Raw genomic sequence first — 25170 nt, 5'->3', positions numbered from 1 at the left:
CGCTGCAACGCATCAGGGAAAGGCCACCAACGTGACTGAGATCGAGATCGGGCGCGGCAAGCGCGGCCGCCGGGCGTACGCCTTCGACGACATCGCCGTCGTCCCCAGCCGCCGTACGCGGGACCCGAAGGAGGTCTCGATCGCCTGGCAGATCGACGCCTACCGCTTCGAGCTGCCCTTCCTGGCCGCCCCCATGGACTCCGTCGTCTCCCCGGCGACCGCGATCCGCATCGGCGAGCTGGGCGGCCTCGGCGTGCTCAACCTCGAGGGCCTGTGGACGCGGTACGAGGACCCGCAGCCGCTCCTCGACGAGATCGCCGAGCTGCCGGCCGAGGCCGCGACCCGCCGTCTGCAGGAGGTCTACGCCGCGCCGATCAAGGAGGAGCTGATCGGGCAGCGCATCAAGGAGGTGCGCGACTCGGGCGTGGTCACCGCGGCGGCCCTCTCGCCGCAGCGCACCGCCCAGTTCTCCAAGGCCGTCGTCGACGCGGGCGTGGACATCTTCGTCATCCGCGGCACGACGGTCTCGGCGGAGCACGTGTCGTCCGCGCACGAGCCGCTGAACCTCAAGCAGTTCATCTACGAGCTGGACGTGCCGGTGATCGTCGGCGGCTGCGCCACGTACACCGCCGCACTGCACCTGATGCGCACCGGCGCGGCGGGCGTCCTGGTCGGTTTCGGCGGCGGCGCGGCGCACACCACGCGCAACGTGCTGGGCATCCAGGTCCCGATGGCCACCGCGGTCGCCGACGTGGCCGCCGCCCGCCGCGACTACATGGACGAGTCCGGCGGCCGGTATGTGCACGTGATCGCGGACGGCGGCGTCGGCTGGTCCGGCGACCTGGCGAAGGCCGTCGCCTGCGGTGCCGACGCGGTGATGATGGGCTCCCCGCTGGCCCGCGCGACGGACGCGCCGGGCAAGGGCCACCACTGGGGCATGGAGGCCGTCAACGAGGAGCTGCCGCGCGGCCAGAAGGTCGACCTGGGCACGGTCGGCACGATCGAGGAGATCCTCACGGGCCCCTCGCACACGCCGGACGGTTCGATGAACTTCTTCGGCGCCCTGCGCCGCGCGATGGCGACCACCGGCTACAGCGAGCTGAAGGAGTTCCAGCGCGTCGAGGTGACGGTGGCGGACTCGCAGCACCGGCGGTAGTCCGTAGGACGACGGCAAGGGCCGGTCACTCCCGGGTGGGAGTGACCGGCCCTTTTGCGTGCTGTGTTCTGCCTGGTCAAGGGCCGCATGGCGCGGGAGGGGGCGCGTGGTTGCGTTCGGGGCGAATGCGGGCCGAGCGGGCGTAAGAGGGCGGTGATGTCCGTGATCGGCGACCCGAGCTCTCTGGGCCGCCCCCTTCCAAGGACATGGTTCCGGACCCGCGCCCGCGGGGCCCGGCCCGCGCTCCGAAACGGACCGTCCACCGGGCGGCTCGGCGGTGTCGTGGGCCCATGGGACGCCATCGCAAGCCCACTCGCTGGGATGGGATGCGGCTTCGGCTGGTGAAGTTCCGGAGGAGGTGGATCTTGCGACTTTTTAGCGGCGTACGTTCCCCCACGCCACCAGCCCGGCCGCCTCGCACCCCCACGCGCCCCCCTTACAACCGATGCGCCGCCCCCGTAGGCGTGGCTCCCCGAGTGTCGAGCAGGAGCTGGGCCTTCACCGAAAGGCCCTGGAGGTCGTACGTGCGGTGCTGCTGGAGCAGGATCGTCAGGTCGGCGTCGGCGGCCGCCTCGTACAGGGAGTCCGCGCGGGGGACCGGGCGGTCCAGGACGCTCCAGGACGGGACGAGCGGGTCGTGGTAGCTGACGGCCGCGCCCAGCTTCATCAGCGCCGTCGCGATCTCCTCAGCGGGCGTGCCCTGCTGGTCGGCGAGGTCGGCCTTGTAGGTGACGCCGAGAAGCAGGACGCGGGCGCCGCGGGCGGACTTGCCGTGCTCGTTGAGCAGGGCCGCGGCCCGCTTGACCACGTACCGGGGCATACGGCTGTTGACCTGCTGGGCCAGCTCCACCATGCGCAGGCCGCGGCCGGCCTTCCCGCCCAGGTCCTGCGGGACGGAGTGGCCGCCGACACCGGGGCCGGGGCGGAATGCCTGGAAGCCGAACGGCTTGGTCTCCGCGCAGCGGATGACGTCCCACAGGTCGACGCCCAACTCGTGGCACAGGACGGCCATCTCGTTGACGAGGGCCATGTTGACGTGCCGGTAGTTGGTCTCCAGGACCTGCACGGTCTCGGCCTCCCGCAGACCACGCGCACGTACCACCTTGTCGGTGAGACGGCTGTAGAAGGCCGCGGCCGACTCGGTACAGGCGGGGGTGAGGCCGCCGATGACCTTCGGCGTGATGGCCGGCGTGTGGTCGCGGCTGCCGGGATCCACCCGACTGGGTGAATAGGCGAGGTGGAAGTCGCGGCCCGCGCGCAGGCCCGAGCCCCGTTCCAGCAACGGGCGCAGGAAGTTCTCGGTTGTGCCGGGCGCGACGGGGGACTCGAGGATCACGGTGGTGTGCGGGCGCAGCCGCTCGGCCAGGGTGCGCGCGGCCGCCTCGACCTGCCCGAGGTCGAGTTCGCCGTCGGCGCCGCGCGGGGCGGGGGCGCAGATGACGGCGGTGCGCACGCGGCCGAGTTCGGCGGGGCCGGTGGGCTGCCGGAAGCCCCCCGAGAGCATCCGGCGCAGTTCGGCAGGGGTCAGGGAGGAGGCTTCCGGGCCGGTGCGGTAGCCGACGGTGGAGATACCGGCGGCGACGGCGGCCTGCGCCAGGGGCAGGCCGAGCGGGCCGAGTCCGATGACGGCGAGATCTGCGGGCATGGCGTGGGCCGTCCTTCCCAGTAACCGAAGCGGGACAGGTGCGCAAGCCCGGTGGACAGAATGAGCGAGCGCAATGTCAGACTACGGGTAAATATGACCGATATGAGGGATTGTTCGTGTGTGTTTCCGTGGGTGTGGCCGGGCGTTGTCCACAGGCTGTGCGGCCCGTGGTGGCTGAACCCGGGCAAGACCGTCAGAATCTGGGCAAGGGAGTGGGACCGGGCTACGCCCGACGGGTGCGGCCGACGCGGATGAGATGCGGGAGGCAGCGGTGAGGACAGCGACACTGGGGCCGGCGCAGCGTGCCGAGTCCCTCGCGGCGATGGCCGAGCGAGAACTGGACGTGCTGGTGATCGGCGCCGGAGTCGTCGGCGCGGGCACGGCCCTCGATGCCGTGACCCGCGGACTGTCCACGGGTCTCGTGGAGGCGCGCGACTGGGCTTCGGGTACGTCCAGCAGGTCCAGCAAACTGATCCACGGCGGGCTGCGTTATCTGGAGATGCTCGACTTCGCACTCGTACGGGAGGCACTGAAGGAGCGCGGCCTGCTGCTCGAGCGGCTCGCCCCGCACCTGGTGAAGCCCGTGCCGTTCCTCTACCCGCTCCAGCACAAGGGCTGGGAGCGGTGGTACGCCGGCTCGGGCGTCGCGCTCTACGACGGGATGTCCATGGCCCGCGGGCACGGCAGGGGTCTGCCCCTGCACCGTCACCTGACCCGCCGTCACGCCCTGCGAGTGGCGCCCTGCTTGAAGAAGGACGCGCTGGTCGGCGCGTTGCAGTACTACGACGCGCAGATGGACGACGCCCGGTTCGTCGCCACCCTCGTGCGCACCGCGGCGTCCTACGGCGCGAAGGTGGCCAACCGGGCGCGCGTGACCGGATTCCTGCGCGAGGGCGAGCGGGTCGTCGGGGCCCGGGTCAGGGACGTCGAGGGCGGCGGCGAGTACGAGGTCCGCGCCAAGCAGATCGTCAACGCCACCGGTGTGTGGACCGACGACACGCAGGCCATGGTGGGGGAGCGCGGCCAGTTCCACGTCCGCGCCTCCAAGGGCATCCACCTGGTCGTGCCGCGCGACCGCATCAGCTCCTCCACGGGGCTGATCCTGCGCACCGAGAAGTCCGTGCTGTTCGTCATCCCCTGGGGCCGGCACTGGATCGTCGGCACCACCGACACCGAGTGGAACCTGGACAAGGCCCACCCGGCCGCGTCCAGCGCCGACATCGACTACCTGCTGGACCACGTCAACTCCGTGCTGGCCGTGCCGCTCACCCGGGACGATGTCGAGGGCGTCTACGCGGGGCTGCGGCCGCTGCTGGCCGGGGAGTCCGACGCCACCAGCAAGCTGTCGCGCGAGCACACCGTGGCGCACCCCGCGCCGGGACTGGTCGTCGTCGCGGGCGGCAAGTACACGACCTACCGGGTGATGGCCAAGGACGCGGTGGACGAGGCGGTGCACGGCCTCGACATGCGCGTGGCCGACTGCGTCACCGAGGAGATCCCGCTGCTGGGCGCGGAGGGCTACCGCGCACTGTGGAACGCGCGGGCGCGCATCGCGGCCCAGACCGGGGTGCACGTCGTCCGGGTCGAGCACCTGCTGAACCGTTACGGCTCGATGGCCGAGGAACTCCTCGACCTCATCGTCAAGGATCCCGGACTCGGCGCACCGCTGCAGTTCGCCGACGACTACCTGCGCGCGGAGATCGTCTACGCCGCCTCTCACGAGGGGGCGCGCCACCTGGACGACGTGCTCACCCGGCGCACCCGCATCTCCATCGAGACCTTCGACCGCGGCGCCCGCAGCGCCCGCGAGGCCGCCGAGCTGATGGCGCCGGTGCTCGGCTGGGACGAGGGCCAGATCGAGCGCGAGGTCGAGCACTACGAGAAGCGGGTGGAGGCCGAACGCGAGTCGCAGCTCCAGCCGGACGACCAGACGGCGGACGCGGCACGACTGGGGGCGCCGGACATCGTGCCGTTGTAGGCGCCGCCCCGCAGCCTGCCGGAGGTGCGGGGTTCACCCGAAAGTGGGGCGCCGGGCGGGATCTCCGTTCGGCGCCCGTCCGTTCTACCGGGTGCGAGGGCAGAACTCGGCGGCGAGCAGGGCCGGTTCGAGGCCGGGATCTGCGATCGCGGTCGTGTTCACCCGGAGGGTGAGGACGCGACGGCCGTCGACGGTGGCCGCGGTGCGCACGTAGCTGCCGGATATCCGCCCGTTGTGCCCCCACACCGTGGTGCCGCACGGCAGCTTCACCGGATACAGACCCATGCCGTACACCCCATGTGCGGCCCGGGTGTCGAGCATCTCGCGCAGCCGGCGCGGGGGCAGCAGTTCACCGTCGAGCAGGGCCGCGTAGAAGCGGTTCAGATCGGCGAGCGTGGTCACCAGCTCACCCGCGGCCCCGGCCACCCGCGGGTCGAGTGCGGTGACGTCGGAGCCGTCGGCGGCGTACCCGCGGCCGTGCGGAGAGGGCAGCGTGGAGCGGGAGCCAGGAAAGGAGGTGCCGGACAGACCCAGCGGAGCGAGGACGCGCCGCTCGGCCTCGGTGGCGTAGGAGTGGCCGGTGACCTGCTGGATCACCATGCCGAGCAGGACGTAGTTGGTGTTGGAGTAGGAGAAGCGGCCTCGGTCGGCCGGAGGGTGGGTGAGCGCCAGGCGCACGGCCTGCAGCGGAGTGACGGGGACGGTGCCCCCGGTGAGCCGGGTGAAGTCGTACAGCCCGCTGGTGTGAGTGAGCAGGGAACGCAGGGTCAGCGCGCGCCCGTCGTTGCCCGCTCGGCGCACCAGCCCGGGCAGGTGCTGCTCCACGGTGTCCGACAGGGACAGCCGGTGCTCGGCGGCCAGTTGCAGGACGACGGTCGCGACGAAGGTCTTCGTGAGACTGCCGGCCCGGAAGTGGTCGGCGCGCGAGATGCCGGTCCCGGCCTGGGCGTAACGGCTGCCGGCCGGCCCACCGGCCAGCAGAGCGGCGGCGGGGGCGTGGCCGCGGGTGAGCAGAAGGGGGAGAAGAGCGTCGGTGGCCGGCGCGGTCCGCGTCCCGGTGACCGGGGCGGTGGCCGTGGGGGCCGCGGTGTCTGTGGTGCCCGTGGGGACGCTCGTCCCTCCTGGCGTCGCGGAGGTCCCGTCGTCCGCCCGGGTCAGACCCAGGAGGACGCCGACTGCCAGGGCAACGGTCAGGAGGTTCCGAAGCGGGACGACGGAGGAGGTGACGGACAGGGGACGGCGCGGGGCAACAGCGGGAGCGACTGGCAGGGTCCGGTGCGGGGCACTCGGGGGAGCGGCGGGCAGGCGCTGGTGCGGGCCAACCGGGGGAGCGGCCGGCAGGATCCGGTGCGGGGCCACTGCGGAAGCAGTCGGCAGGCTCGGGCGGGGAGCAGCCGGCGAAGTGCCCGGCCGGCTCGGACGGGGAGCAACCGCCGAAGCGCTTCGTGGGGTCCGGCGTGCAGCAACCGCCGAAGCGTCCGGCGACGCGACGCTCGGCAGGTTCCGACCGGCGAGAGCCGCCCGGACCGGCGACGCGGCGCTCGGCAGGTTCCGGCGGCCGAGAGCCTCCCGAACGGCTGCCACGATCCGTTGGCGCACAGGCGCCGAAGGGGTCGGCAGGGTTTGGCGTGGAGCCACTGCCGCCTCCCTTCGGTTCGCCCGTGTCGGCGACCATCATGCAGGGCGGCGGTGTGGGGGATTCGGCCGGGTGACGGCGGCTCGGCCGCCTGGTGGCGGGGCCGACGGGCGGTCCGCGTGCGTGGGGCACCCTGGGTGCGCCGGGCACTTGTCGGGTGAGGGACAATGGAGGCTCTGTCAGGGCGGGTTGGTTTGAGGGGACGCATGTCGGAGGCGGAGCGGGCGGGGACATCTCGTCAGGACACTCGTCAGGACTCTCGTCAGGACAGGAGCGAGCGTCTCCTCGCCGGGCGGTACCGGCTGGAAGGCGTGCTCGGCCGCGGTGGCATGGGCACCGTGTGGCGGGCCACGGACGAGACCCTCGGGCGAACGGTCGCGGTCAAGGAGCTGCGCTTCCCGTCGAACATCGACGAGGAGGAGAAGCGCCGGCTCATCACGCGGACGCTGCGCGAGGCCAAGGCGATCGCGCGGATCCGCAACACCAGCGCGGTGACCGTCTTCGACGTGGTCCAGGAGGACGACCGGCCCTGGATCGTGATGGAGCTGGTCGAGGGCAAGTCCCTCGCCGAGGTCATCCGCGAGGACGGCCTGCTGGAGCCCCGGCGCGCGGCGGAGGTCGGCCTCGCCGTCCTGGACGTGCTGCGCTCGGCCCACCGCGAGGGCATCCTGCACCGTGACGTGAAGCCGTCCAACGTGCTGATCGCCGAGGACGGCCGGGTCGTGCTCACCGACTTCGGTATCGCCCAGGTGGAGGGTGACCCGTCCATCACCTCCACCGGCATGCTCGTCGGTGCGCCCTCCTACATCTCCCCGGAGCGGGCCCGCGGGCACAAGCCGGGGCCGGCGGCCGACCTCTGGTCGCTGGGCGGCCTGCTCTACGCGGCGGTGGAGGGCTCCCCGCCGTACGACAAGGGGTCGGCGATCGCCACCCTCACCGCGGTGATGACCGAGCCGCTGGAGGAGCCGAAGAACGCCGGGCCGCTCAAGGACGTCATCTACGGGCTGCTCAACAAGGACCCGGCGCAGCGGCTGGACGACGCGGGCGCCCGTGTGATGCTCAAGGCCGTGATCAACGCTCCGGACCCCACGGAGGCCGGGCCGGAGCCGGCGGCGGACGCGACGAAGGTCGTGCCGTTGCCGCCGCAGCCGGCCGGACCCGGGAGCAAGCGGGGCGAGGAGGCGGCGGAGCGGCTGCGCGGGGCGCTGCGTTCCGTGCGCAAGGCCGCCGTCGCGGGCCCCTCCGGTGCGGCGGCCGGTGCCGCCTCCGGTGACCGCGGCGTGTCCGGGGCGCCGGCGGACAGCACCAGGACAACGTCGTCCGCGTCCACGGCGGCCGGCGGGGGAGCGGCCGGCGCCGGCAAGAGCCGCACCAGCGGCGGATGGAACGTGGTGCCGCCGCCGGACCTCGACCTGTCGCCGCGGCCGGTGCCCCGGGCTCCGCTCACCGATGTGGTGCCCAAGCGCACGCTGGTGATCATCGCGGTGGTCGCGGTGCTCGCCCTGCTCGGCACCGTGCTGGCCTTCGCGCTGGGCGGGGGCGACGGCGACGACAAGGGCGCGCAGGGGGCGCGGCCGTCCGGGGCCGTGGCGAGCGGCGGCGCGGACACCAAGGAGGACAAGGGGGGCGCGACCGGAGCGGACGGTTCCGCCTCGCCCCGGGCGTCCTCGGCGACGTCGGCCGCGGGTGGCGGGAGCACGCCCGCCGCGGGCCCGAGCCCGAGCGGTGGCACGGCAGGCTCCGCCCTTCCCGGCGGTGCGCCGGTGACGGGTACGCACCAGGGCGGCCAGGGCTACACCATCGGGCTGCCCGCCGGGTGGGCGTTCCAGTCCACGGGCTCGGCGGGGGACCGCTTCACCGGCCCGGGCGGGCAGAAGCTGCTGGTGGCCTGGACGTCCACGCCGAAGGACGACCCGGTCGCGGACTGGCGGAACCAGGAGCGCTACATGGTGCGTTCCCAGTACAAGAAGATCCGCATTGAGAAGGTGGACTTCCGGGGCTGGAACGCGGCCGACTGGGAGTTCACCTACGCGGAGGGCGGCACCCCGTACCGGGCGATCGACCGGGGTTTCGTGGTCAACGACCATGCGGGGTACGCGCTGATGTACACGGCGAAGGCCGCCGACTGGGACGGGGACCTGCGCCGGCAGACCTGGCAGACGCTGACGGAGACGTTCCAGCCGAAGAAGTGACGCCCGGAGTCCGGGCGTTCGTCGATTCAGATCGGGCAACCCCTCTTTGCGGGTTGCCTCCGGCACGTATCGTGAGTGTTTGCGGACCGTACGCATCGGAGGGGATGCCCGCAACGGGACGCGTGGCGAACGGATCTGACCAACCGGGCGGCCGGGGGAGGCAACGTGGACGACTACGCGGGACGGGTCCTCGCCGACCGCTACCGCCTGCCGCTGCCGCCGTCCGACGCGTACGAACTCACCGAGACGCGGGCGTTCGACACCTACAGCGGGCAGGAAGTCCTCATCCGGCAGGTGCCGTTGCCTGAGGTCGTCGAGGCGGAAGTACTGGACGCCGAGGGGTTGCCCGCCGGGTTCACCCCGCGTGCGCGCCGGGGCGCCGGGCGGGGCGCGGGCGCGGACGTGCGGCGTCCCACCGACCCCGTGGTGCGGCGGGCGGTGGAGGCCGTACAGGCCGCGGCGCGGATACCCGACCATCCACGGCTGGACCAGGTCTTCGACGTGTTCGCGGAGGGCGGTTCGCTGTGGATCGTCAGTGAGCTGGTGGCCGGGCGGCCGCTGGCGGCGCTGCTGGCCCAGCAGCCGCTGACCCCGTACCGGGCGGCCGAGGTCGCCTCCGACGTGCTGATGGCGCTCAGGGTGCTGCACGCGCACGGCTGGGTGCACCGCAACATCACCGCCCGCACCGTCCTTGTCTGCGACGACGGCCGTGTCATGCTCACCGGCCTCGCGGTCGGCGCGGCCGAGGAGGCGCTGTGCGGGTACGACCCGGTGCCGCCCGAGCCGGGGGAGGAGACCGGTCCCGGGCAGGACGGTGAGGACGCCGGTGCCGGTGGGGGCCGTGTCCCCCCGCCGGGACCGACCGAGGGAACCGGTGCGGTGCTGGACGCCGAGACCGCGCGGCGGGCCGCCATCCAGGCCCGCGCCGCCGGCGGACTGCCGGGCCCCGGGAGCCGGCCGGCGGGCGCCGGGGCGGCAGCGCTTGCCCGCCCGGCGGACACCGGCGGTGCCGAGGACGTGCGCGCCGCGCGGGCCGGCGCGATCGCCGCGTACCGGGCGGGAGCGCGGGCGGCGGCCCGAGTGCAGGAGGCGCAGCACAGCCCGCACACCGACCGCCTCGCCCTGCCCGGCACCCGGCCACCGGCCGAGGCGGACCTCCCCGCCCCCGGCGGCCCGCAGTCGCCGTACGCCCACGGCCGCCAGGGGCAGGAGCGGCCCGATCCGGCGGCGCCGGACCGGATCGCCGACCCCTACGCCGGGGGCGCCACCGCACCGCACACCCCCGGGGGCGACCCCGCCGGTAACGGGCCCACGCCCTGGGGTGCCCCCTCCCTCGCCGCCCCGGCCCCCCGCGGCCCGCGCACCGCGCTCGCCGCCGAGCGGGCGCGGCAGGCACGGATGACGGTGGTGGGCGCCGTGACCGAGCGGTGGGCGCCGGAGCAGGCCGGGCCGGTGCACGAGAACTGGCAGCTGGCCGCGCCGATCGGTCCCGCGACCGACCTGTGGGCGCTCGGCGCGCTGCTCTTCCGGGCCGTGCAGGGCCACGCGCCGTATCCGGAGGAGTCGACGTCCGAGCTGGTGCAGATGGTGTGCGCCGAGCCGCCCGCCTTCGCCGAGGAGTGCGGTCCGCTGCGGCCGGTCGTGGAGTCACTGCTGCGTCAGGACCCGACCGAGCGCATCGACTTCGAGGAACTGGGCGGCTGGCTGCGCTCCCTGGTGCGGTCCGCGCCCGAGCCGGAAGCCGGGGTGCATGTCGTGGCCGCGCCACCCGTGGACCCCGGCAAGCTGCCCGTCGTACGGCGCCGGGGCGAGCTGGTGCGGCGGCGGCGCGGCGGGCTGCCCGCCCCGCACGGCCGGCACAAGCGGGCCGCGCCGAAGGAGAGTTCCCCGCGCAGCCTCGGCCGGACCCTGCTCCTGCTGATCCTGCTTCTGCTGGCGGCGGCGATCGCGTACGCCATGTTCTTCCTGCCGAAGTCCACCGGCGCCGAGGACAGGGGTGCCGACCGGACCGGTACGGCCGGGTCCGCCTCCCGGGATCCGGACGCGAGCAGCGCGCCGCGCCCCGAGCAGACCTCGCCCGGCACACAGGACGGCAACAGCCCGGCAGCATCGGCCGGTTCCACGCACGCGCAGACCACCGGCCCCGACATCCCCGACGGGTTCACGCTGCGTAAGGATCCCGCGGGATTCCGTGTCGTCGTCGCCGACGGCTGGCAGCGCACCCCGGGCAACGGCCACGGCCAGGTGACGTACACACACGGTGACTTCGCGCTGATCGTCGTCCCCGGACGGGACAGTGCCGCCGGCAACGGCGGCGACCCGATGGCGTATCAGCGGGAACGGGAGCCCGAGCTGCAGCCCTACCGGGACTCCTCGTGGGCGACCGCCACCGGGCTGAAGACGATCCAGGTCGGCGGACGCACCATGGCGGAGGGCCAGTTCACCTGGACCGGCGCCGACGGCCGTGAACTGTACGTGCGCAACCTGGCACTGCTGGTCGACGGGCGCTACCACGTGGTGCAGGTGCGCGGCCCGGAAGCCGAACGGGACGAGGTGACGCGGTTGTACGAGCAGGCGTCCGGCAGTTACCAGTACACGGGCTGACCAACCCGCACAGACGGGCCGTACAAAAGGGGGCGTACGCATCAGGGTCCACCGGGTTGCCCGCGGTTACACAAAGCGACAACCGTCACAGTGCGGTCACCGTGGCACCCCGCTGGTTCCCCGGACGCCGACCGGTCTTTACCCTGACCCTGTCAAGAGCATTGCGGGGCAACGTGAATCAGATGCAGGGCCTGCTCCTCGCGGGCCGCTACCGGCTCGCCGATTCCATCGGCAGCGGCGGTATGGGCCGTGTGTGGCGCGCGCACGACGAGCTGCTGCACCGCGCCGTCGCGATCAAGGAGCTGACCGCGGCGCTCTACGTCTCCGACAGTGACCAGCAGGTCCTGCTCGCGCGCACCCGCGCCGAGGCACGCGCGGCCGCGCGCATCAACCACTCGGCCGTCGTCACCGTGCACGATGTGCTGGAACACGACGGCCGCCCGTGGATCGTGATGGAGCTGGTCGAGGGACACTCGCTCGCCGACGCCGTCAAGGAGCAGGGCCGCCTCGAGCCCGCCGAAGCGGCCCGTATCGGCATGTGGGTGCTGCGGGCCCTGCGCGCCGCGCACACCGCGGGCGTCCTGCACCGTGACGTCAAGCCAGGCAACGTGCTGCTCTCCCACGACGGCCGTGTCCTGCTGACCGACTTCGGCATCGCCCAGATCGAGGGCGACACGACCATCACGCGCACCGGCGAGGTCGTCGGATCGGTCGACTACCTTGCCCCCGAGCGGGTCCGCGGCCACGACCCGGGCCCGGCCTCCGACCTGTGGGCGCTGGGCGCGACGCTGTACACGGCGGTGGAGGGCCGCTCGCCGTTCCGGCGCACCTCGCCGCTGTCCACCATGCAGGCCGTCGTCGAGGAGGAGGCCGAGGAGCCCGGGTACGCCGGTCCCCTCGCGCCCGTCATCTCCGCACTGCTGCGCAAGGATCCGGCCACCCGGCCGGGCATCGCCGAGGCCGAGCAGATGCTCGCGGAGGCGGCGGAGGGCCGCCGGCCCCGCGCGGCACAGATGTATGTGCCGACCCAGCCCGGCGGCCAGCGGACTCCGTACGACACGGGCTCCGGCTACCACACGGGTCCCGGCCAGGGTTCCGGCCACCCCACGGCGTCCGGCTACCACACCCCGGTGACGCCGCAGGCTCCGGTGACCGGTCCGACGGCCGTGGGACCCACGCAGGTGCCGCCCGCCGCACCCCGGCGCCGCCGCGGGCGGGCCGTCGCGCTGGTCGTCGCCCTCGCCGCGATCGTCGGCGCCGGTACCGCGGTGGTGCTCCAGCAGTGGGGCCACGGCCACGGCCACGGCGGCAACGCAGGCCCGGCCGTCACCTCGTCGCCGCCGAGCACCAAGGACACCGGCGGTGACCAGGGCTCGGTCCCCGACGACTGGCAGCAGATCACCGACCCCAGAGGCTTCGGCCTCGCCCTGCCCAAGGGCTGGAAGCGGCAGCTGTTCAGCGACAGGGACGGCCTGACCCAGATCGACTACACACCCGACGACGGCAACCACTTCCTGCGCGTCGCCATCGACACCGACCCGGACTTCAACGACCCGTACCAGCACCAGTTGTCCCTGGACAAGCAGTTGCACCGGCTCGTCGACTACCGGCAGCGCAAGCTGGAGGTCGTCACCTACCGGGACCACCGGGCCTCGCTGTGGGAGTACACCTTCACCGCGCTGGCCAAGGACACGGAGTTCCCCGGCCCGCGCAGAGCCGTCGACGAGGTCTACATCGGTGACGACGGCACCGAGTACGCGCTGCTCCTGTCGGGACCGACGGAAGACTGGGCCACCACGCAGCAGCAGTTCAAGGCGATCCTGCGCAGCTGGCAGGAGAAGGTCTCCGCGTAGCCCTCTTGGCCGATCGGCGCCCCGAGCGGGGACGTCCGGTGGGGCATGATGGGGCGCATGGGGACCGAGGGGGAGGATGCCCGTGTGATCGCGGGCCGTTACCGGCTCGACGCACGCCTGGGCCGGGGCGGCATGGGCATCGTGTGGCAGGCCACCGACCAACTGCTGGGCCGGCGGGTGGCGGTGAAGGAGATCGCGCTCGACGAGACCCTCTCGGCCGAGCAGGCGCGGGCCCAGCGGGACCGGACGCTGCGCGAGGCCCGCGCGGTCGCGCAACTGCGGCACCCGAACATCGTCGTCGTCCACGACGTGGTCGACGACGGCCGGCGGCCGTATCTCGTCATGGAGTTGGTCGACGGCGGAACGCTCGCCGATCGGATCGCCCGCAGCGGGCCCGTCGACGCCGCCGAGGCCGCGCGGATCGGCGTGGCCCTGCTCGGCGCGCTGAGCGCGGCGCACGCCGCCGGGGTGCTGCACCGGGACCTGAAGCCGGCGAACGTCCTGATCGAGTCCGGCACCGACCGCGTCGTGCTCACCGACTTCGGGATCGCGCAGGTCGCGGGCGCCACCACGCTGACGGAGACCGGATCCTTCGTCGGGTCGCCCGAGTACACCGCGCCCGAGCGGATGTCCAACGCCGCCACCGGACCCGCCTCCGACCTGTGGTCGCTCGGCGCCCTGCTGTGCACGATCCTCAGCGGCGAATCGCCGTTCCGGCGCGACTCGCTGGGCGGCATCCTGCACGCCGTCGTGGTCGACGACATCCGTACGCCGGAGCAGGCCGCGCCGCTGCTGCCCGTCGTACGCGGGCTGCTGGAGCGCGACCCGGAGCGGCGGCTGGACGCGACCCAGGCCGAGCGGCTGCTGCGCGCCTTCTGGGACACCGGGGTCCTGCCGGACACGGGGGCGGGCGCGGGCCCGGACGCCGGCACGGCCACGGGCACGCGCTTCGGAACGGGGGGAGTTCCGGGTGCGGGCTCCGGTCCGGGGTCCCTCCGGGGCTCGGACGCGGGCTTCGGGTCCGGGTTCCCGCACGGCGCGGGCGTGGGGGCCGGGACGCCCCCGCCGCCCGGCTGGGGTCCGGACCCGGGCGCCGTGTCCGGCCGTACGCCCGACCCGGCCCGGGACGCCATCGCGCCGGCCGGGGCCGGCTACACGCCCACGCACGCCGACCTGCCGCGTTCCGGCACGGCCGCCGATCAGGGGCGGTCGGCCGAACGCTCCCCGCGCGGCGTGCTGGTGGCTGCGTTCCTCGTCGCGGCGATGGCCGGTGCGGGCGTGTCGGCGGCGGCGCTGCTGATGCAGAGCGGCGACGAGGGCGGATCACCGGCGGTGCCGGGCCGGGCGAGTTCCCCGGCGACGGCGCCCGCCGCCACCGTCACGGTCACCCGCTCCCCGGCGCCGGCTCCGACGGGCTCCGGATCCGCGGCCGGCGGCACCGGCCCTGCGGCCACCGGGTCCCAGGCCGGCGGCGACGGGGTCCGTCCCGCCGCGCCGTCCGGGTACCGGATCGCCGACGACCCCGCCGGTTTCCGGCTCGCCGTGCCCGACGGGTTCGTCCGCAGGCCGCAGGGCGAGCGGGTGTTCTACCTCTCGCCGGACGACTCCTTCCGCCTCGGCGTCAAGGTCTCCGATCCCGAACCGGGCGGCCCCCTCGCCGTGATGCGCCGCGCGGACGCCAAGGGAGCCGACACCAACCCCGGTTACCACGCGGGCACCGTCACCGAGACCACGCACCACGGACGGCCCGCCGCACTGTGGGAGTTCACCTGGAACGGCTTCACCGCAGCGGAGGGCGCCCGGCACACCTACGACCTGTGCTGGGAGGAGGGCGGCCGGATGTACGACGTGTGGGTGTCGGCGCCGGTCGGGAAGGTCCGCGAGGCGCGGGAGTACTTCGACGTGGCCGTGGACACGTTCACGCGTTCCTGAGGGCGCCCGGTCCCGAACGGTCACGGGTGTGTGACCACTTGCGTTTCCCTGTGGAGGGCGAGGTGCCGCACACGGTATGGATGGTTCCATGAGCCACAACGGGGGCGTCGGCCACGAGGCCGACGAGACGACCAGCTTTGTCCTGCAGCCGCCGAACCCGGCAGCGGTCCCGGCCCAGGCGCCGCCCGCCCGGAGGGAGGCAGCCCAGGGGGAGGCCGCCCAGGGGGAGGCCCAGCCGTCCACCGCCCAGGCCGAACCGGGCGCAGGGCGGCTCATCGCCGGCCGTTACCGGCTGCTCGCCAAGCTGGGCCACGGCGGCATGGGCACCGTGTGGCGGGCCAAGGACGAGACGGTGGACCGGGAGGTCGCCGTCAAGGAGCCCCGGGTCCCCGACCACCTGCCCGACCGGGAACGGGACAACGCCTTCGAGCGGATGCGCCGCGAGGCGCGCGCGGCGGCCCGGCTGGACCATCCGGCGGTCGTCAACGTGCACGATGTGGCCGTGGTCGACGGCCGGCCGTGGATCGTGATGGAGCTGGTGCAGGGCCGCTCGCTCGGCGCCGCCCTGCAGGAGGGCACCCTCGACGCGCGCGAGGCCGCGCGGATCGGTCTGGAGGTGCTCGGCGCGCTGGAGGCCGCGCACGCGGCGGGCATCCTGCACCGGGACGTCAAGCCGGACAACATCCTGCTCGGCCGGCACGACCGGATCGTGCTCACCGACTTCGGCATCGCCCAGATCGAGGGCGAGACCCAGCTGACCGACACCGGCGGTTTCGTCGGCTCGCCCGAGTACATCGCGCCGGAGCGGGTGCTCGGCCGGCGCCCCGGCCCGGCCTCCGACCTGTGGTCGCTCGGGGTGGTGCTGTACGCGGCCACGGAGGGCGTCTCGCCGTTCCGCCGCAGCAATACGCCCGCCACCCTGCAGTCCGTCCTCAACGCCACGCCGGCCCCGCCCGCCTCGGCGTCGGGCCCGCTCGCCGAGGCCATCAACGGACTGCTCCGCAAGGACCCGGCGCACCGCCTGTCCGCCGCCCAGGTCCGAGCCCTGCTCAAGGCGGCCGCCGAGCCGCCCGCGCCGCAGCCGACGCAGGCGGTGCGGTACGTCGACCGCGGCGGCCGCGGGCTCCGGCTCGGCCGCAAGGCCTGGTCGGGCATCGGCGCGGCCGTGGTCGCCGCCGCCGTCGCCGCGTACCTGGTCATCGCAGAGCCGTTCGCCGGGCCGCTGCCCGACGGGTGGAAGACACGGCACGAGAGCGCGCTGCGCGCGACGGTCGCCTTCCCCGAGGACTACGAGCGCAGCGGGGCCGACTCGAAGAGCGAGGACCACTGGGTGATGTACACCGACCCCAGCGGCAGCATCTGGGTCGAGCTGAAGCTGGACAGGAAGGCGGAGGACTCCAACGGGGACATCGCCGACTCCGCGAACGCCGAGATGTACTCCGACGACGCCGGCTACAAGGAGAACGGCGACTACGACCTCTCGATGCCCAAGAACCCGAAGACGGACACCCGCCCCGACGTCGGCTTCCACGGTGGCACGGCGGCCGAGAGCATCATCACCTACACCACCACCGACACCGACCACCCCCGCCCCCGCGAGCTGCGGATCCTCTACTACCGGACCAAGGCCGGCGACATGTACGAGCTGACCGTGAGCTATCCCGGCAAGGGCGATTTCGACGAGCGGGGCCGGGAAGTGGCGCGGGAGGCGATCGCCAACTTCGACGTCGACAAGCTGTGAGCTCAGGGACACGGGCCCACGTCGACAAGGCGGCATGTGGCGCGATAGGCATGGGGGATGAGCAACGAGGGGGCCGCGGCCGACGGGCGGGACCGGCTCGTCGGCGGACGCTACCGGCTCGTCGAGCCCATCGGCTCCGGCGGCATGGGCACCGTGTGGCGGGCGCACGACCAGAAGGTGGACCGCGACGTCGCCGTGAAGCAGCCCCGGCTGCCCGGTGATCCGCAGGACGAGAGCCACCGGCGCGCCGCGCACCGCCTCTACCGCGAGGCGCGGGCCGCGGCCCGCGTCGACCACCCTTGCGCGGTCGCCATCCATGACGTGGTCGTCGAGGACGGACTGCCGTGGATCGTCATGGAGTTGGTGCGCGGCGAGTCGCTGCAGGAGGTGCTGCGGCGCGGCCCCCTGGCGCCGGCCGAGGCCGCGCGGATCGGTGGCGCCGTCCTCGGCGCGCTGCGCGCCGCGCACGCCGTCGGCATCGTGCACCGTGACGTGAAACCGGCCAACGTGCTGCTCGGCACCCATGACCGGGTCGTCCTCACCGACTTCGGCATCGCGCACGTCCAGGGCGAGGAATCCCTCACCAGGACAGGCGAGTTCGTCGGCTCGCTGGAGTTCGTCGCCCCGGAGCGGATGTCCGGACGCGGCGCCGGTCCCGCCTCCGACCTGTGGTCGCTGGGCGTGCTGCTGTACGCGGCCGTGGAGGGCTCCTCGCCCTTCCGCCGTACGACGGTGGAGTCCACGCTCGCCGCTATCCTCACCGCGGACGTGCCCGAGCCGAAGCGGGCGGGCCCGCTCGCCCCTCTCGTCGCACGCCTGCTGGAGCGCGACCCCGAGCGGCGCCCGGGGCCCGAGGAGACGGCGCGGGCGCTGGCGGCGGCCGGGGGCGGTGAGGTGCCGGAGCCAGAGCCCGCGCCCGAGCCGACGCCCGCTCAGGAGGCCGGGCGAAGAGAGGAGCCGGCCGGCGACCCCGGGCCCGAGGAGCGCACGCCGGCAGCGTCCCCCGTCGAGCCCCCCGCTCCCCGCCGTCCCGTCCTGCGCGGCCGGGTCGTCCTCGCCGCGCTCGCCGTCCTCGCCGCCGGCGGCGTCTGGTTCGGTGTGTCCGCCTCCCTCGACCGCGGCTCCGGGGCGGGAGCCACCGAGCTGCACGGCACCTACCGCCCGATGCCCGCCGCGTCCGCCGGGGACACCTGGGTCGCGCACGAGGAGCCGGAGCTGGACGCCGTACTCGTGCTGCCCGACGGCTACCGCCCCACGGCCCGGCAGAGCGGCGGCGCAGGCCGGCCGCGCCAGGTGGTGTACGGCGCCGACGGCGCCGTACAGGTCCGGCTGGCGGAGTGGGACAAGGCTGCCGGGGCCCCGATGGAGCGGGCGCGGGCGGCGGAGCGCACCTGGCGGAAGCAGCACCGCGACGCCCGTACCCAGCTCACCCGGACCGGCCTCGAGGGGAACGACGCCGTCTACGCCGACACCGCCTACGGCTCGGACGGTCAGCGGGCGCGGGTGCTGCAGCTCTTCGTGCGCACCGGCGACGGGCGGCTGTACGAGCTGCGGGTCGACATGCCCAAGGGCACGGCGCAGGAGCACGAGGGCACGGCGCTGTTCAAGGGCGCCCGGGATCGCCTGAAGCTCGGGGCCGCTCCGCAGGAATCCCGGAGCGCCGCCCCAACGCCCTGATCAGCGCATTTGTTGCCAGCGATCGCTGGCGAGGTGTGAGCAGTCGGTGAATGCCCGTTACCGACGGGTACACAAAGGCTCCGCTGCGGCATACCCTGCGCCCATGACGGACGCGCAGGCACCGGCCAAGACCGGCACCAACCCCCTCGCCCCCGCACCTCAGGGCGCCCGCACCGCCGCCGACGTGGTCACCCCCGAGCTGGTCGCCCAGCTCACCAAGGGCGTGGCCGGCTCCGGCCGGACCGCCAACCACACGCCGTTCACCGGTGAGAAGCTCGCCGACCTGCCCGAGTCCACCCCCGAGGACGTGGAGAAGGCCTTCGAGGCCGCCCGCGCGGCCCAGGCCGTGTGGGCGCAGGTCCCGGTGCGGCAGCGGGCCGCCGTCCTGCTGCGCTTCCACGACCTCGTCCTCGCGCGGCAGGCCGAGGTGCTGGACCTGATCCAGCTGGAGACCGGCAAGGCCCGGCTGCACGCCCACGAGGAGGTGCAGGCCGTCGCCGTCGCCGCCCGCCACTACGGCCGCAAGGCCCCCGCCTACCTCAGGCCCAAGCGGCACACCGGCGCGGTGCCGACCCTGACCAAGGTCACCGAGCTGCGCCACCCGCGCGGGGTCGTCGGCCAGATCGCCCCCTGGAACTACCCGCTGGAGCTGTCCGTCGGCGACGCGCTCCCGGCGTTCGTCGCGGGCAACGCCGTCGTCATGAAGCCCGACACCGAGACCTGCCTGACCGCTCTGTGGGCCCGTGACCTGCTCATCGAGGCGGGCCTGCCGGCCGAGGTGTTCCAGGTCGTCATCGGCGACGGGCCGGTCGTCGGCCCCGAGGTCGTCCGGCACGCCGACTACGTCTCCTTCACCGGCTCCACCCGCACCGGCCGCGAGGTCGCCGAGCGCGCCGCCGCCCGCCTGGTCGGCGTCTCCCTCGAACTCGGCGGCAAGAACGCCATGCTGGTCCTGGAGGACGCCGACCTCGACAAGGCCGCCGCGGGCGCGGTGCGTGGCTGCTTCTCCTCCGCCGGGCAGCTGTGCATCTCCATCGAGCGGCTCTACGTCCACGAGTCGGTCGCGGACGCCTTCCTGGAGCGCTTCGCCGCCCGCACCAAGGCCATGCGCCTCGGCACGTCCCTCGCCTACGGCGCCGACATGGGCTCGCTGGTCGGGGAGCGCCAGCTGAAGACCGTCGAGCGGCACGTGGAGGAGGCCGTCGCCAAGGGCGCGAAGGTCGTCGCCGGCGGGACGGCCCGCCCGGACATCGGCCCGTACTTCTACGAGCCGACCATCCTCGACGGCGTCACCGAGCCGATGTCCGTGTGCACCGAGGAGACCTTCGGCCCGGTCGTGTCGATCTACCGCTTCGCCACCGAGGACGAGGCGATCGAGCAGGCCAACGCCACGCCGTACGGCCTGAACTCCTCGGTGTGGACCAAGGACGCCCGGCGCGGCCGCGCCGTCGCCGCCCGGCTGCGCACCGGAACCGTCAACATCAACGAGGGCTACGCCCCGGCCTACGGCAGCGTCCAGTCCCCGATGGGCGGCATGAAGGACTCCGGTCTCGGCCGCCGGCACGGTTCCGAGGGCATCCTCAAATACACCGAGGCCCAGACGGTCGCCCACCAGCGCCTGCTGCCGATGGCCCCGTCGCTGGGCATGACCGACGAGCAGTACGCGGCGTTCATGAGCCGCAGCCTGAAGCTGATGAAGGCGTTCCGTCTCCGCTAGAGCGCCCCTTCTCAACCCACCCGTTCTCGACGAGGAGAGCACGTGTCGCAGGAGAAGTCTGTCCAGGCCCGGGACGAGGACGGGTACGACTACGACGTCCTCGTGGTCGGCTCCGGCTTCGGCGGTTCCGTCACCGCCCTCCGGCTCACCGAGAAGGGCTACCGCGTCGGCGTCCTGGAAGCCGGCCGCCGCTTCACCCGGGAGAGCCTGCCGAAGAACAGCTGGGACCTGAAGAACTACCTGTGGGCGCCGGGGCTCGGCCTGTACGGCATCCAGCGCATCCACCTGCTCGGCAACGTCATGGTGCTGGCGGGCGCGGGCGTCGGCGGCGGTTCCCTCAACTACGCCAACACCCTCTACGTCCCGCCGAAGCCCTTCTTCGACGACCCGCAGTGGCGGCACATCACCGACTGGCAGGAGGAGCTGGCGCCGTACTACGACCAGGCCAAGCGCATGCTCGGGGTGCGGCTCAACCCGACCATGACCCCCTCCGACGTGCATCTGAAGGCGGCGGCGGAGCGGATGGGCTGCGGCGACACCTTCCACATGGCGCCGGTCGGCGTGTTCTTCGGCGACGGCCAGGACGCCGACGGCACCGCGAAGGCGGAACCCGGCCGGCAGGTCGCCGACCCGTACTTCGGCGGCGCCGGACCGGCCCGGCGGGCGTGCACCGAGTGCGGCGAGTGCATGACGGGCTGCCGCCACGGCGCGAAGAACACCCTCAACGAGAACTACCTCTACCTCGCCGAGAAAGCGGGCGCGGTCGTCCACCCCATGACCACGGTCGTGTCCGTCACGGACGACTCCCGCGGCGGATACGCGGTGGCCACCCTGCCGACCGACGACAAGAAGAAGGGCCGGGGCCGTACCTTCACCGCCCGCCGGGTGGTCCTCGCCGCCGGCACCTACGGCACCCAGACCCTGCTGCACCGGATGAAGGCCAGCGGCAATCTGCCCTACCTCTCGCCGCGGCTGGGCGAGCTGACCCGCACCAACTCCGAGGCGCTGGTGGGCGCGCAGACCGACGACCGGCGCTACCGCAAGGCCACGGGCGAGACGCGGGCCGACTTCACGCGCGGCGTCGCCATCACGTCGTCCATCCACCCGGACGAGAACACCCACATCGAGCCCGTCCGCTACGGCAAGGGCTCCAACTCGATGGGCAGCCTGTCCATCCTCCAGGTCCCCTTCGCCGAGGGCCGCTCCCGCGTCGCGGCCTGGCTCGCCAACGCCGCCCGGCACCCGATGCTGGTGCTGCGCTCCCTGTCCAACCGCAAGTGGTCGGAGCGGACCATCATCGGCCTGGTGATGCAGTCCCTGGACAACTCCCTGACGACGTATCTGAAGCCGGACGGCGTCGGCAAGGGCCTGCTGACCGCCCGCCAGGGCCACGGCTCACCCAACCCCAAGCAGATCAAGGCCGCCACCGAGGGCGCCACCGCGCTCGCCGCCGAGATCAACGGCTTCGCCGGCTCCAACGTCGGCGAGCTGATGGGCACCCCGCTCACCGCGCACTTCCTCGGCGGCTGCCCGATCGGCGACTCGCCCGAGACCGGCGTCATCGACCCCTACCACCGGCTGTACGGCCACCCCGGCATCTCGGTGGTGGACGGCGCCGCGGTCTCCGCCAACCTGGGCGTCAACCCGTCGCTGACCATCACCGCACAGGCCGAGCGGGCGATGTCGTACTGGCCGAACAAGGGCGAGGCCGACCCGCGTCCGGCACAGGGAGCCGGCTACGAGCGCCTCAAGCCGGTCGAGCCCAAGTCCCCGGCGGTCCCGGCCGACGCGTTCGGCGCGCTGCGCCTGCCGTTCCTGGGCATCCCGGCGGTGCCGCCCAAGAAGTGACCCGTCGTACGACGAAGGGACCTGCGCCCCCCTCCGAGCGCAGGTCCCTCACGTCGTGTGCGGTGGTGTTACGCGGTCGCGGCGCCCTTGCGGCGGCGCACGACGACGATCGCGCCGGCGCCGGCGACGACAGCGGCACCGCCGACCAGGCCGATCATCGGCAGGGCGGAGCTGGAGCCGGTCTCGGCGAGGCTGCCGTCGACCTTCGGCGTGTCGCCGGTCGGCTTCTTGTCCGTGACCGGGGCCTCGCCGCCTTCCTGCGGCTTGGTGCCGTCGGTGTCGGTGCCGGCCGAGACGATCTGGAACTTGTACGCCACGTCACCGAAGCCGGTGCACTGCGCGTCGGCGTCGCCGTAGATCGTCGCCCCGAGCGTGAAGCCGGAGCCCACCGGAGCGGCCGCCTTCACGTTGAGGCGCATCGGGATGTCGACCTCGTAGCCGGGCTTCAGCTCGTCGGTGTAGCCGACGAAGCCCACCGCGTAGCCGTCCTCGTTCAGGTCGCCCCAGGACTTGGAGTCCGGGTCCCAGGCCTGCAGTTGCACCTGGCCCGACTTGAACAGGTTGTCGCCCGCCTTGTCGGAGGACGCGCCGGCGAAGTACGCCAGGTCCTGCAGCGTGGACTTGGAGTTGTTGGTCACGTCCAGGGAGAACTTGTGCCAGCCGCTGCCCGCGGCGATCTTGCCGGGCAGGCCGCTGATGGCGACGTCGACCTTGGAGTCCTTGCAGTCGGCGGGCTCGTCACCGTCACCGGGGTCGGTGCTCTCGGTGGCGGTCGGCGACGGCTTCGAGGAGGTGGGGGCGGACGTCGAGGCGGAGGCCGAGGGCGTGGCGCTCTGGCTCTGCGAAGCTGAGGCCGACGCGGACGTCGAGGCGCTCGCGCTCGAGGACTCCGACTCCGACTCCGACGCGGACGCGGACGCGCTCTGCGAGACAGAGTCGGTCGGGGTGGCGGACGCCGTGGTGCCGTCGTCCGCGAAAGCCGCCGGCGCCGAGAGCAGCGCCAGCGGGGCTATCACTGCCGTAGCGGCCGCGGTGGCCATGGCACGGCGAAGCTTCATGAAGACCTCAATGAGTCCGTCTGGGAGGGCTCCGCGCGGCGGCGCGGATGTGGCCCTGGTTTCGGGAGGTTGGATCAGTGAAGCCTGTGAATGGTTGTGCCGTCTTCACGCCGTTTTTATGTGGGCTGCGTCACAAGTGGAAGCGACTTGTGACCGAGTCGCCGTACGCCGTAGAACTGTCCCCCGTGCCTGAAACGCCCTCAGGCGACGAGACCTCCCGCGTCCCCGACGACGTGTGGGAGAAGTTCGTCCGCGACAGTGAACTCGACATCCGCGCCACCGCGCCCAAGGAGGCGTCCGCGGCCGCCCGCGGCGCCACCGGCGTGCCCGAGGGCTGGCGCACCGGCCCCGCGTGGCGGGAACGGGACGGCAGGGCCGCCCGGCGCCGGCGCCTGTGGGCGTTGCTCGGCGTACCCGTCGCGGCCGCCGTGGCCGTCGTCGCGATGAAGCCGTCGCTGCTGCCCGGCGACCCGTTCCACACCGGCCCCGCGCAGGCCGCCACCGCGCCCCCGCTGCCGCCGGAGACCGCGCGCCCGACCGCGCCGGAGTCCGCCGTGCCCGCCCACCCCACCCTCGACCGCCCGTTCGCCGGGTCTCCGGCAGAGCGGTGGGCCGACGGCGAAGCCGGCATCGTGCTGCCCGCGGCCCGGGCCATCGGCGTGCACTCCAAGGCCCAGGTGGCCAAGGCGCTGGAGCAGACCAGAACCCTGCTCGTCGACGGCAACCTCGACCCGGCCACCCTGCGCGGCGAGCGGCCCGCGCAGGCGCTGTCCGTCATCGAGCCCCAGGAGACGGAGCTGCACACGCTGCTGGACACGTCGCTGCGCCGACCGGACAAGGACCACGATCCGCTGCTGATGTTCACCCGCTTCCAGCCCGGTGACGTACGGCTCGTCGGGACGGTGGTCAAGACCCGCGGCAGGATGACCGTCGGGCCCGGCGAGCACGGCTCCGCCCGCATCCATGCCGACTACACCTTCGTCTACCCGGTGGTGCGCACCGACGGCTCGACCGAGGTGACCCGCACCGTCGTCCGCCGGGTGCTCGACATCGACCTGCACGACCCGGACCGGTACCGGGTCACGCGCGGCAGGATCGCCGTGACCCGCTACGACCAAGAGGTCGGCAACTCGGCCTGCGAGATCCACGACGGCTATCTGCACCCGCAGTTCGAGTCGGCCGCACCCACGGGCGCCCGGCCGAGCGGACCGGCGACGGACCCCTACGACCGCAGCAAGGACCTGGACCCGAACCGGGCGAGGGACTGCGGGACGGTCTCCCGGATCTGAGGGGTGCGCACGACGGAAGGGCCCCGCGGGAGCTCACCGCGGGGCCCTTCTTCGTCAGCACCGACGTCAGGGCAGCGTCGGCGCCTCGGGGAAGCGGCGCCGGGGGGTTGCGCCGCTGGTCTCGACCTGTGGCATTGCCGGTCGGCACCGCGTGGGTGCACGGAAATACGGGTGCGTACGGGGGGACTTGGGCTTGTCGGGCATCGTGCTGGATGAAACGGGGCGCCCGCAGCCGTTGGACCCGGCCCTTATGAAATTTTGCATATATCCAGGTTCCGGCGGCCGGCCCCGGGCGTCCCCGGGGCCGACCGTTCTCTGGGTGACCGGGCTGCTGTCCCCTGCCGTCCGGTCACTTCCCTGGAGCGAGGTCCCACGACGCACGGCACGATCCGTACGTCTCACGCTCCAGCGAGCCACGCGTGGTTCTTTCGGGCCCGCCCCTGGCTGGCACGGACACCGGTACCAACGAAGCGGCCCGGGCACGGTCACGCGCCGTACGGGTGAGAGCGGATGCGAACTCAGATGCGACCCCGGCACAGTTCGAGCATCGTCATCGCCAGCGCGGTGCCCGGCTTGCCGAGCGCGTCCCGGTAGTGGCCGAGGATCTCCATCTCGCGCGAGAGGTTCACGCGGCGGCCGCCGGAGGCGATCCGGGCCTCCTGGATCACGGCCGAGACGGCCATGCGTTCCTGGATCAGGCCGATGATCCGGTCGTCGAGCGCGTCGATGCGCTCCCGGGCACCGGTGATCACGTCGGCGGCCTCGGGGGTGCGCGCGCCGGTGACGTCGGTGGTGGCGGTGGCGGTCATAGGGGGCTCCTCGTCGGACGGGGTGCCCCGGAGCG

Annotated in this window: 15 protein-coding genes; 11 read left to right on the top strand and 4 right to left on the bottom strand. The window is 73.4% G+C overall.

All coding sequences use genetic code 11. From position 1 onward, the window contains the following. Positions 1-31 precede the first annotated feature (31 nt). Positions 32-1156: a GuaB3 family IMP dehydrogenase-related protein gene (locus ACF1GV_RS26545; protein WP_363265782.1), complete on the top strand. Its 1125-nt coding sequence runs from the start codon at positions 32-34 to the stop codon at positions 1154-1156. 436 nt (positions 1157-1592) lie between these two features. Here ACF1GV_RS26545 and ACF1GV_RS26540 read toward each other — a convergent pair whose 3' ends face one another. Beyond that, a complete protein-coding gene (locus ACF1GV_RS26540) occupies positions 1593-2801 on the bottom strand; it encodes a nucleotide sugar dehydrogenase (protein WP_391685359.1) in 1209 nt (402 codons plus the stop codon). Positions 2802-3072: 271 nt separating this feature from the next. Between ACF1GV_RS26540 and ACF1GV_RS26535 the strand changes: the two genes are divergently transcribed. Further along, the gene (locus tag ACF1GV_RS26535; RefSeq protein ID WP_391685357.1) at positions 3073-4779 is read left to right on the top strand and encodes an FAD-dependent oxidoreductase; all 1707 of its coding nucleotides are present in this window, start codon (positions 3073-3075) and stop codon (positions 4777-4779) included. An 84-nt stretch (positions 4780-4863) separates the two neighbouring features. Here the strand turns inward: ACF1GV_RS26535 and ACF1GV_RS26530 are convergent, their stop codons facing one another. Continuing rightward, complete coding sequence (locus ACF1GV_RS26530; RefSeq protein ID WP_391685355.1) at positions 4864-6138, bottom strand: serine hydrolase domain-containing protein; 1275 nt, start codon at positions 6136-6138, stop codon at positions 4864-4866. A gap of 483 nt (positions 6139-6621) precedes the next feature. Between ACF1GV_RS26530 and ACF1GV_RS26525 the strand changes: the two genes are divergently transcribed. The 8 genes from ACF1GV_RS26525 (at position 6622) to ACF1GV_RS26490 (ending at position 21979) form a co-directional block, all read left to right on the top strand. Beyond that, positions 6622-8607, top strand: a complete 1986-nt coding sequence (locus tag ACF1GV_RS26525; protein WP_391685353.1) for a protein kinase — start codon at positions 6622-6624, stop codon at positions 8605-8607. Positions 8608-8772: 165 nt separating this feature from the next. Beyond that, positions 8773-11211, top strand: a complete 2439-nt coding sequence (locus tag ACF1GV_RS26520) for a protein kinase (RefSeq protein WP_391685351.1) — start codon at positions 8773-8775, stop codon at positions 11209-11211. Between the two features lie 182 nt (positions 11212-11393). Further along, on the top strand, positions 11394-13064 hold the full coding sequence (locus ACF1GV_RS26515; RefSeq protein WP_391685349.1) for a serine/threonine-protein kinase: 1671 nt from the start codon (positions 11394-11396) through the stop codon (positions 13062-13064). A gap of 57 nt (positions 13065-13121) precedes the next feature. Beyond that, positions 13122-14996 (top strand): protein kinase, encoded by a 1875-nt coding sequence (locus ACF1GV_RS26510; RefSeq protein ID WP_391685347.1) that lies wholly within the window; start codon positions 13122-13124, stop codon positions 14994-14996. A gap of 88 nt (positions 14997-15084) precedes the next feature. Continuing rightward, on the top strand, positions 15085-16737 hold the full coding sequence (locus tag ACF1GV_RS26505; RefSeq protein ID WP_391685345.1) for a serine/threonine-protein kinase: 1653 nt from the start codon (positions 15085-15087) through the stop codon (positions 16735-16737). 57 nt (positions 16738-16794) lie between these two features. Beyond that, complete coding sequence (locus tag ACF1GV_RS26500; RefSeq protein ID WP_391685343.1) at positions 16795-18414, top strand: serine/threonine-protein kinase; 1620 nt, start codon at positions 16795-16797, stop codon at positions 18412-18414. Between the two features lie 103 nt (positions 18415-18517). Further along, complete coding sequence (locus ACF1GV_RS26495) at positions 18518-20131, top strand: succinic semialdehyde dehydrogenase (protein WP_391685341.1); 1614 nt, start codon at positions 18518-18520, stop codon at positions 20129-20131. A 42-nt stretch (positions 20132-20173) separates the two neighbouring features. Then, the gene (locus ACF1GV_RS26490) at positions 20174-21979 is read left to right on the top strand and encodes a GMC oxidoreductase (protein ID WP_391685339.1); all 1806 of its coding nucleotides are present in this window, start codon (positions 20174-20176) and stop codon (positions 21977-21979) included. Positions 21980-22047: 68 nt separating this feature from the next. On the opposite strand, the gene ACF1GV_RS26485 is transcribed toward ACF1GV_RS26490, so the two are convergent. Next, positions 22048-23037, bottom strand: a complete 990-nt coding sequence (locus ACF1GV_RS26485; protein WP_391685337.1) for an LAETG motif-containing sortase-dependent surface protein — start codon at positions 23035-23037, stop codon at positions 22048-22050. A gap of 185 nt (positions 23038-23222) precedes the next feature. Between ACF1GV_RS26485 and ACF1GV_RS26480 the strand changes: the two genes are divergently transcribed. Next, the gene (locus ACF1GV_RS26480; RefSeq protein ID WP_391685335.1) at positions 23223-24326 is read left to right on the top strand and encodes a hypothetical protein; all 1104 of its coding nucleotides are present in this window, start codon (positions 23223-23225) and stop codon (positions 24324-24326) included. Positions 24327-24844: 518 nt separating this feature from the next. Here ACF1GV_RS26480 and ACF1GV_RS26475 read toward each other — a convergent pair. After that, on the bottom strand, positions 24845-25135 hold the full coding sequence (locus ACF1GV_RS26475) for a chorismate mutase (RefSeq protein ID WP_391685333.1): 291 nt from the start codon (positions 25133-25135) through the stop codon (positions 24845-24847). Positions 25136-25170: the final 35 nt, after the last annotated feature.

The sequence above is a fragment of the Streptomyces sp. NPDC014006 genome, assembly GCF_043088925.1.
In the GTDB taxonomy this organism is placed as follows: domain Bacteria; phylum Actinomycetota; class Actinomycetes; order Streptomycetales; family Streptomycetaceae; genus Streptomyces.
Note: the sequence above shows the minus strand (reverse complement) of the source record. Positions and strands in the feature narration are given on the sequence as shown.

Bases quoted from the DNA above. Each gene is read 5' to 3' on its own strand.
- ACF1GV_RS26485 (WP_391685337.1), bottom strand. From the start codon at position 23,037: ATGAAGCTTCGCCGTGCCATGGCCACCGCGGCCGCTACGGCAGTGATA.
- ACF1GV_RS26505 (WP_391685345.1), top strand. From the start codon at position 15,085: ATGAGCCACAACGGGGGCGTCGGCCACGAGGCCGACGAGACGACCAGC.
- ACF1GV_RS26525 (WP_391685353.1), top strand. From the start codon at position 6,622: ATGTCGGAGGCGGAGCGGGCGGGGACATCTCGTCAGGACACTCGTCAG.
- ACF1GV_RS26510 (WP_391685347.1), top strand. From the start codon at position 13,122: ATGGGGACCGAGGGGGAGGATGCCCGTGTGATCGCGGGCCGTTACCGG.
- ACF1GV_RS26540 (WP_391685359.1), bottom strand. From the start codon at position 2,801: ATGCCCGCAGATCTCGCCGTCATCGGACTCGGCCCGCTCGGCCTGCCC.
- ACF1GV_RS26495 (WP_391685341.1), top strand. From the start codon at position 18,518: ATGACGGACGCGCAGGCACCGGCCAAGACCGGCACCAACCCCCTCGCC.
- ACF1GV_RS26475 (WP_391685333.1), bottom strand. From the start codon at position 25,135: ATGACCGCCACCGCCACCACCGACGTCACCGGCGCGCGCACCCCCGAG.
- ACF1GV_RS26500 (WP_391685343.1), top strand. From the start codon at position 16,795: ATGAGCAACGAGGGGGCCGCGGCCGACGGGCGGGACCGGCTCGTCGGC.
- ACF1GV_RS26515 (WP_391685349.1), top strand. From the start codon at position 11,394: ATGCAGGGCCTGCTCCTCGCGGGCCGCTACCGGCTCGCCGATTCCATC.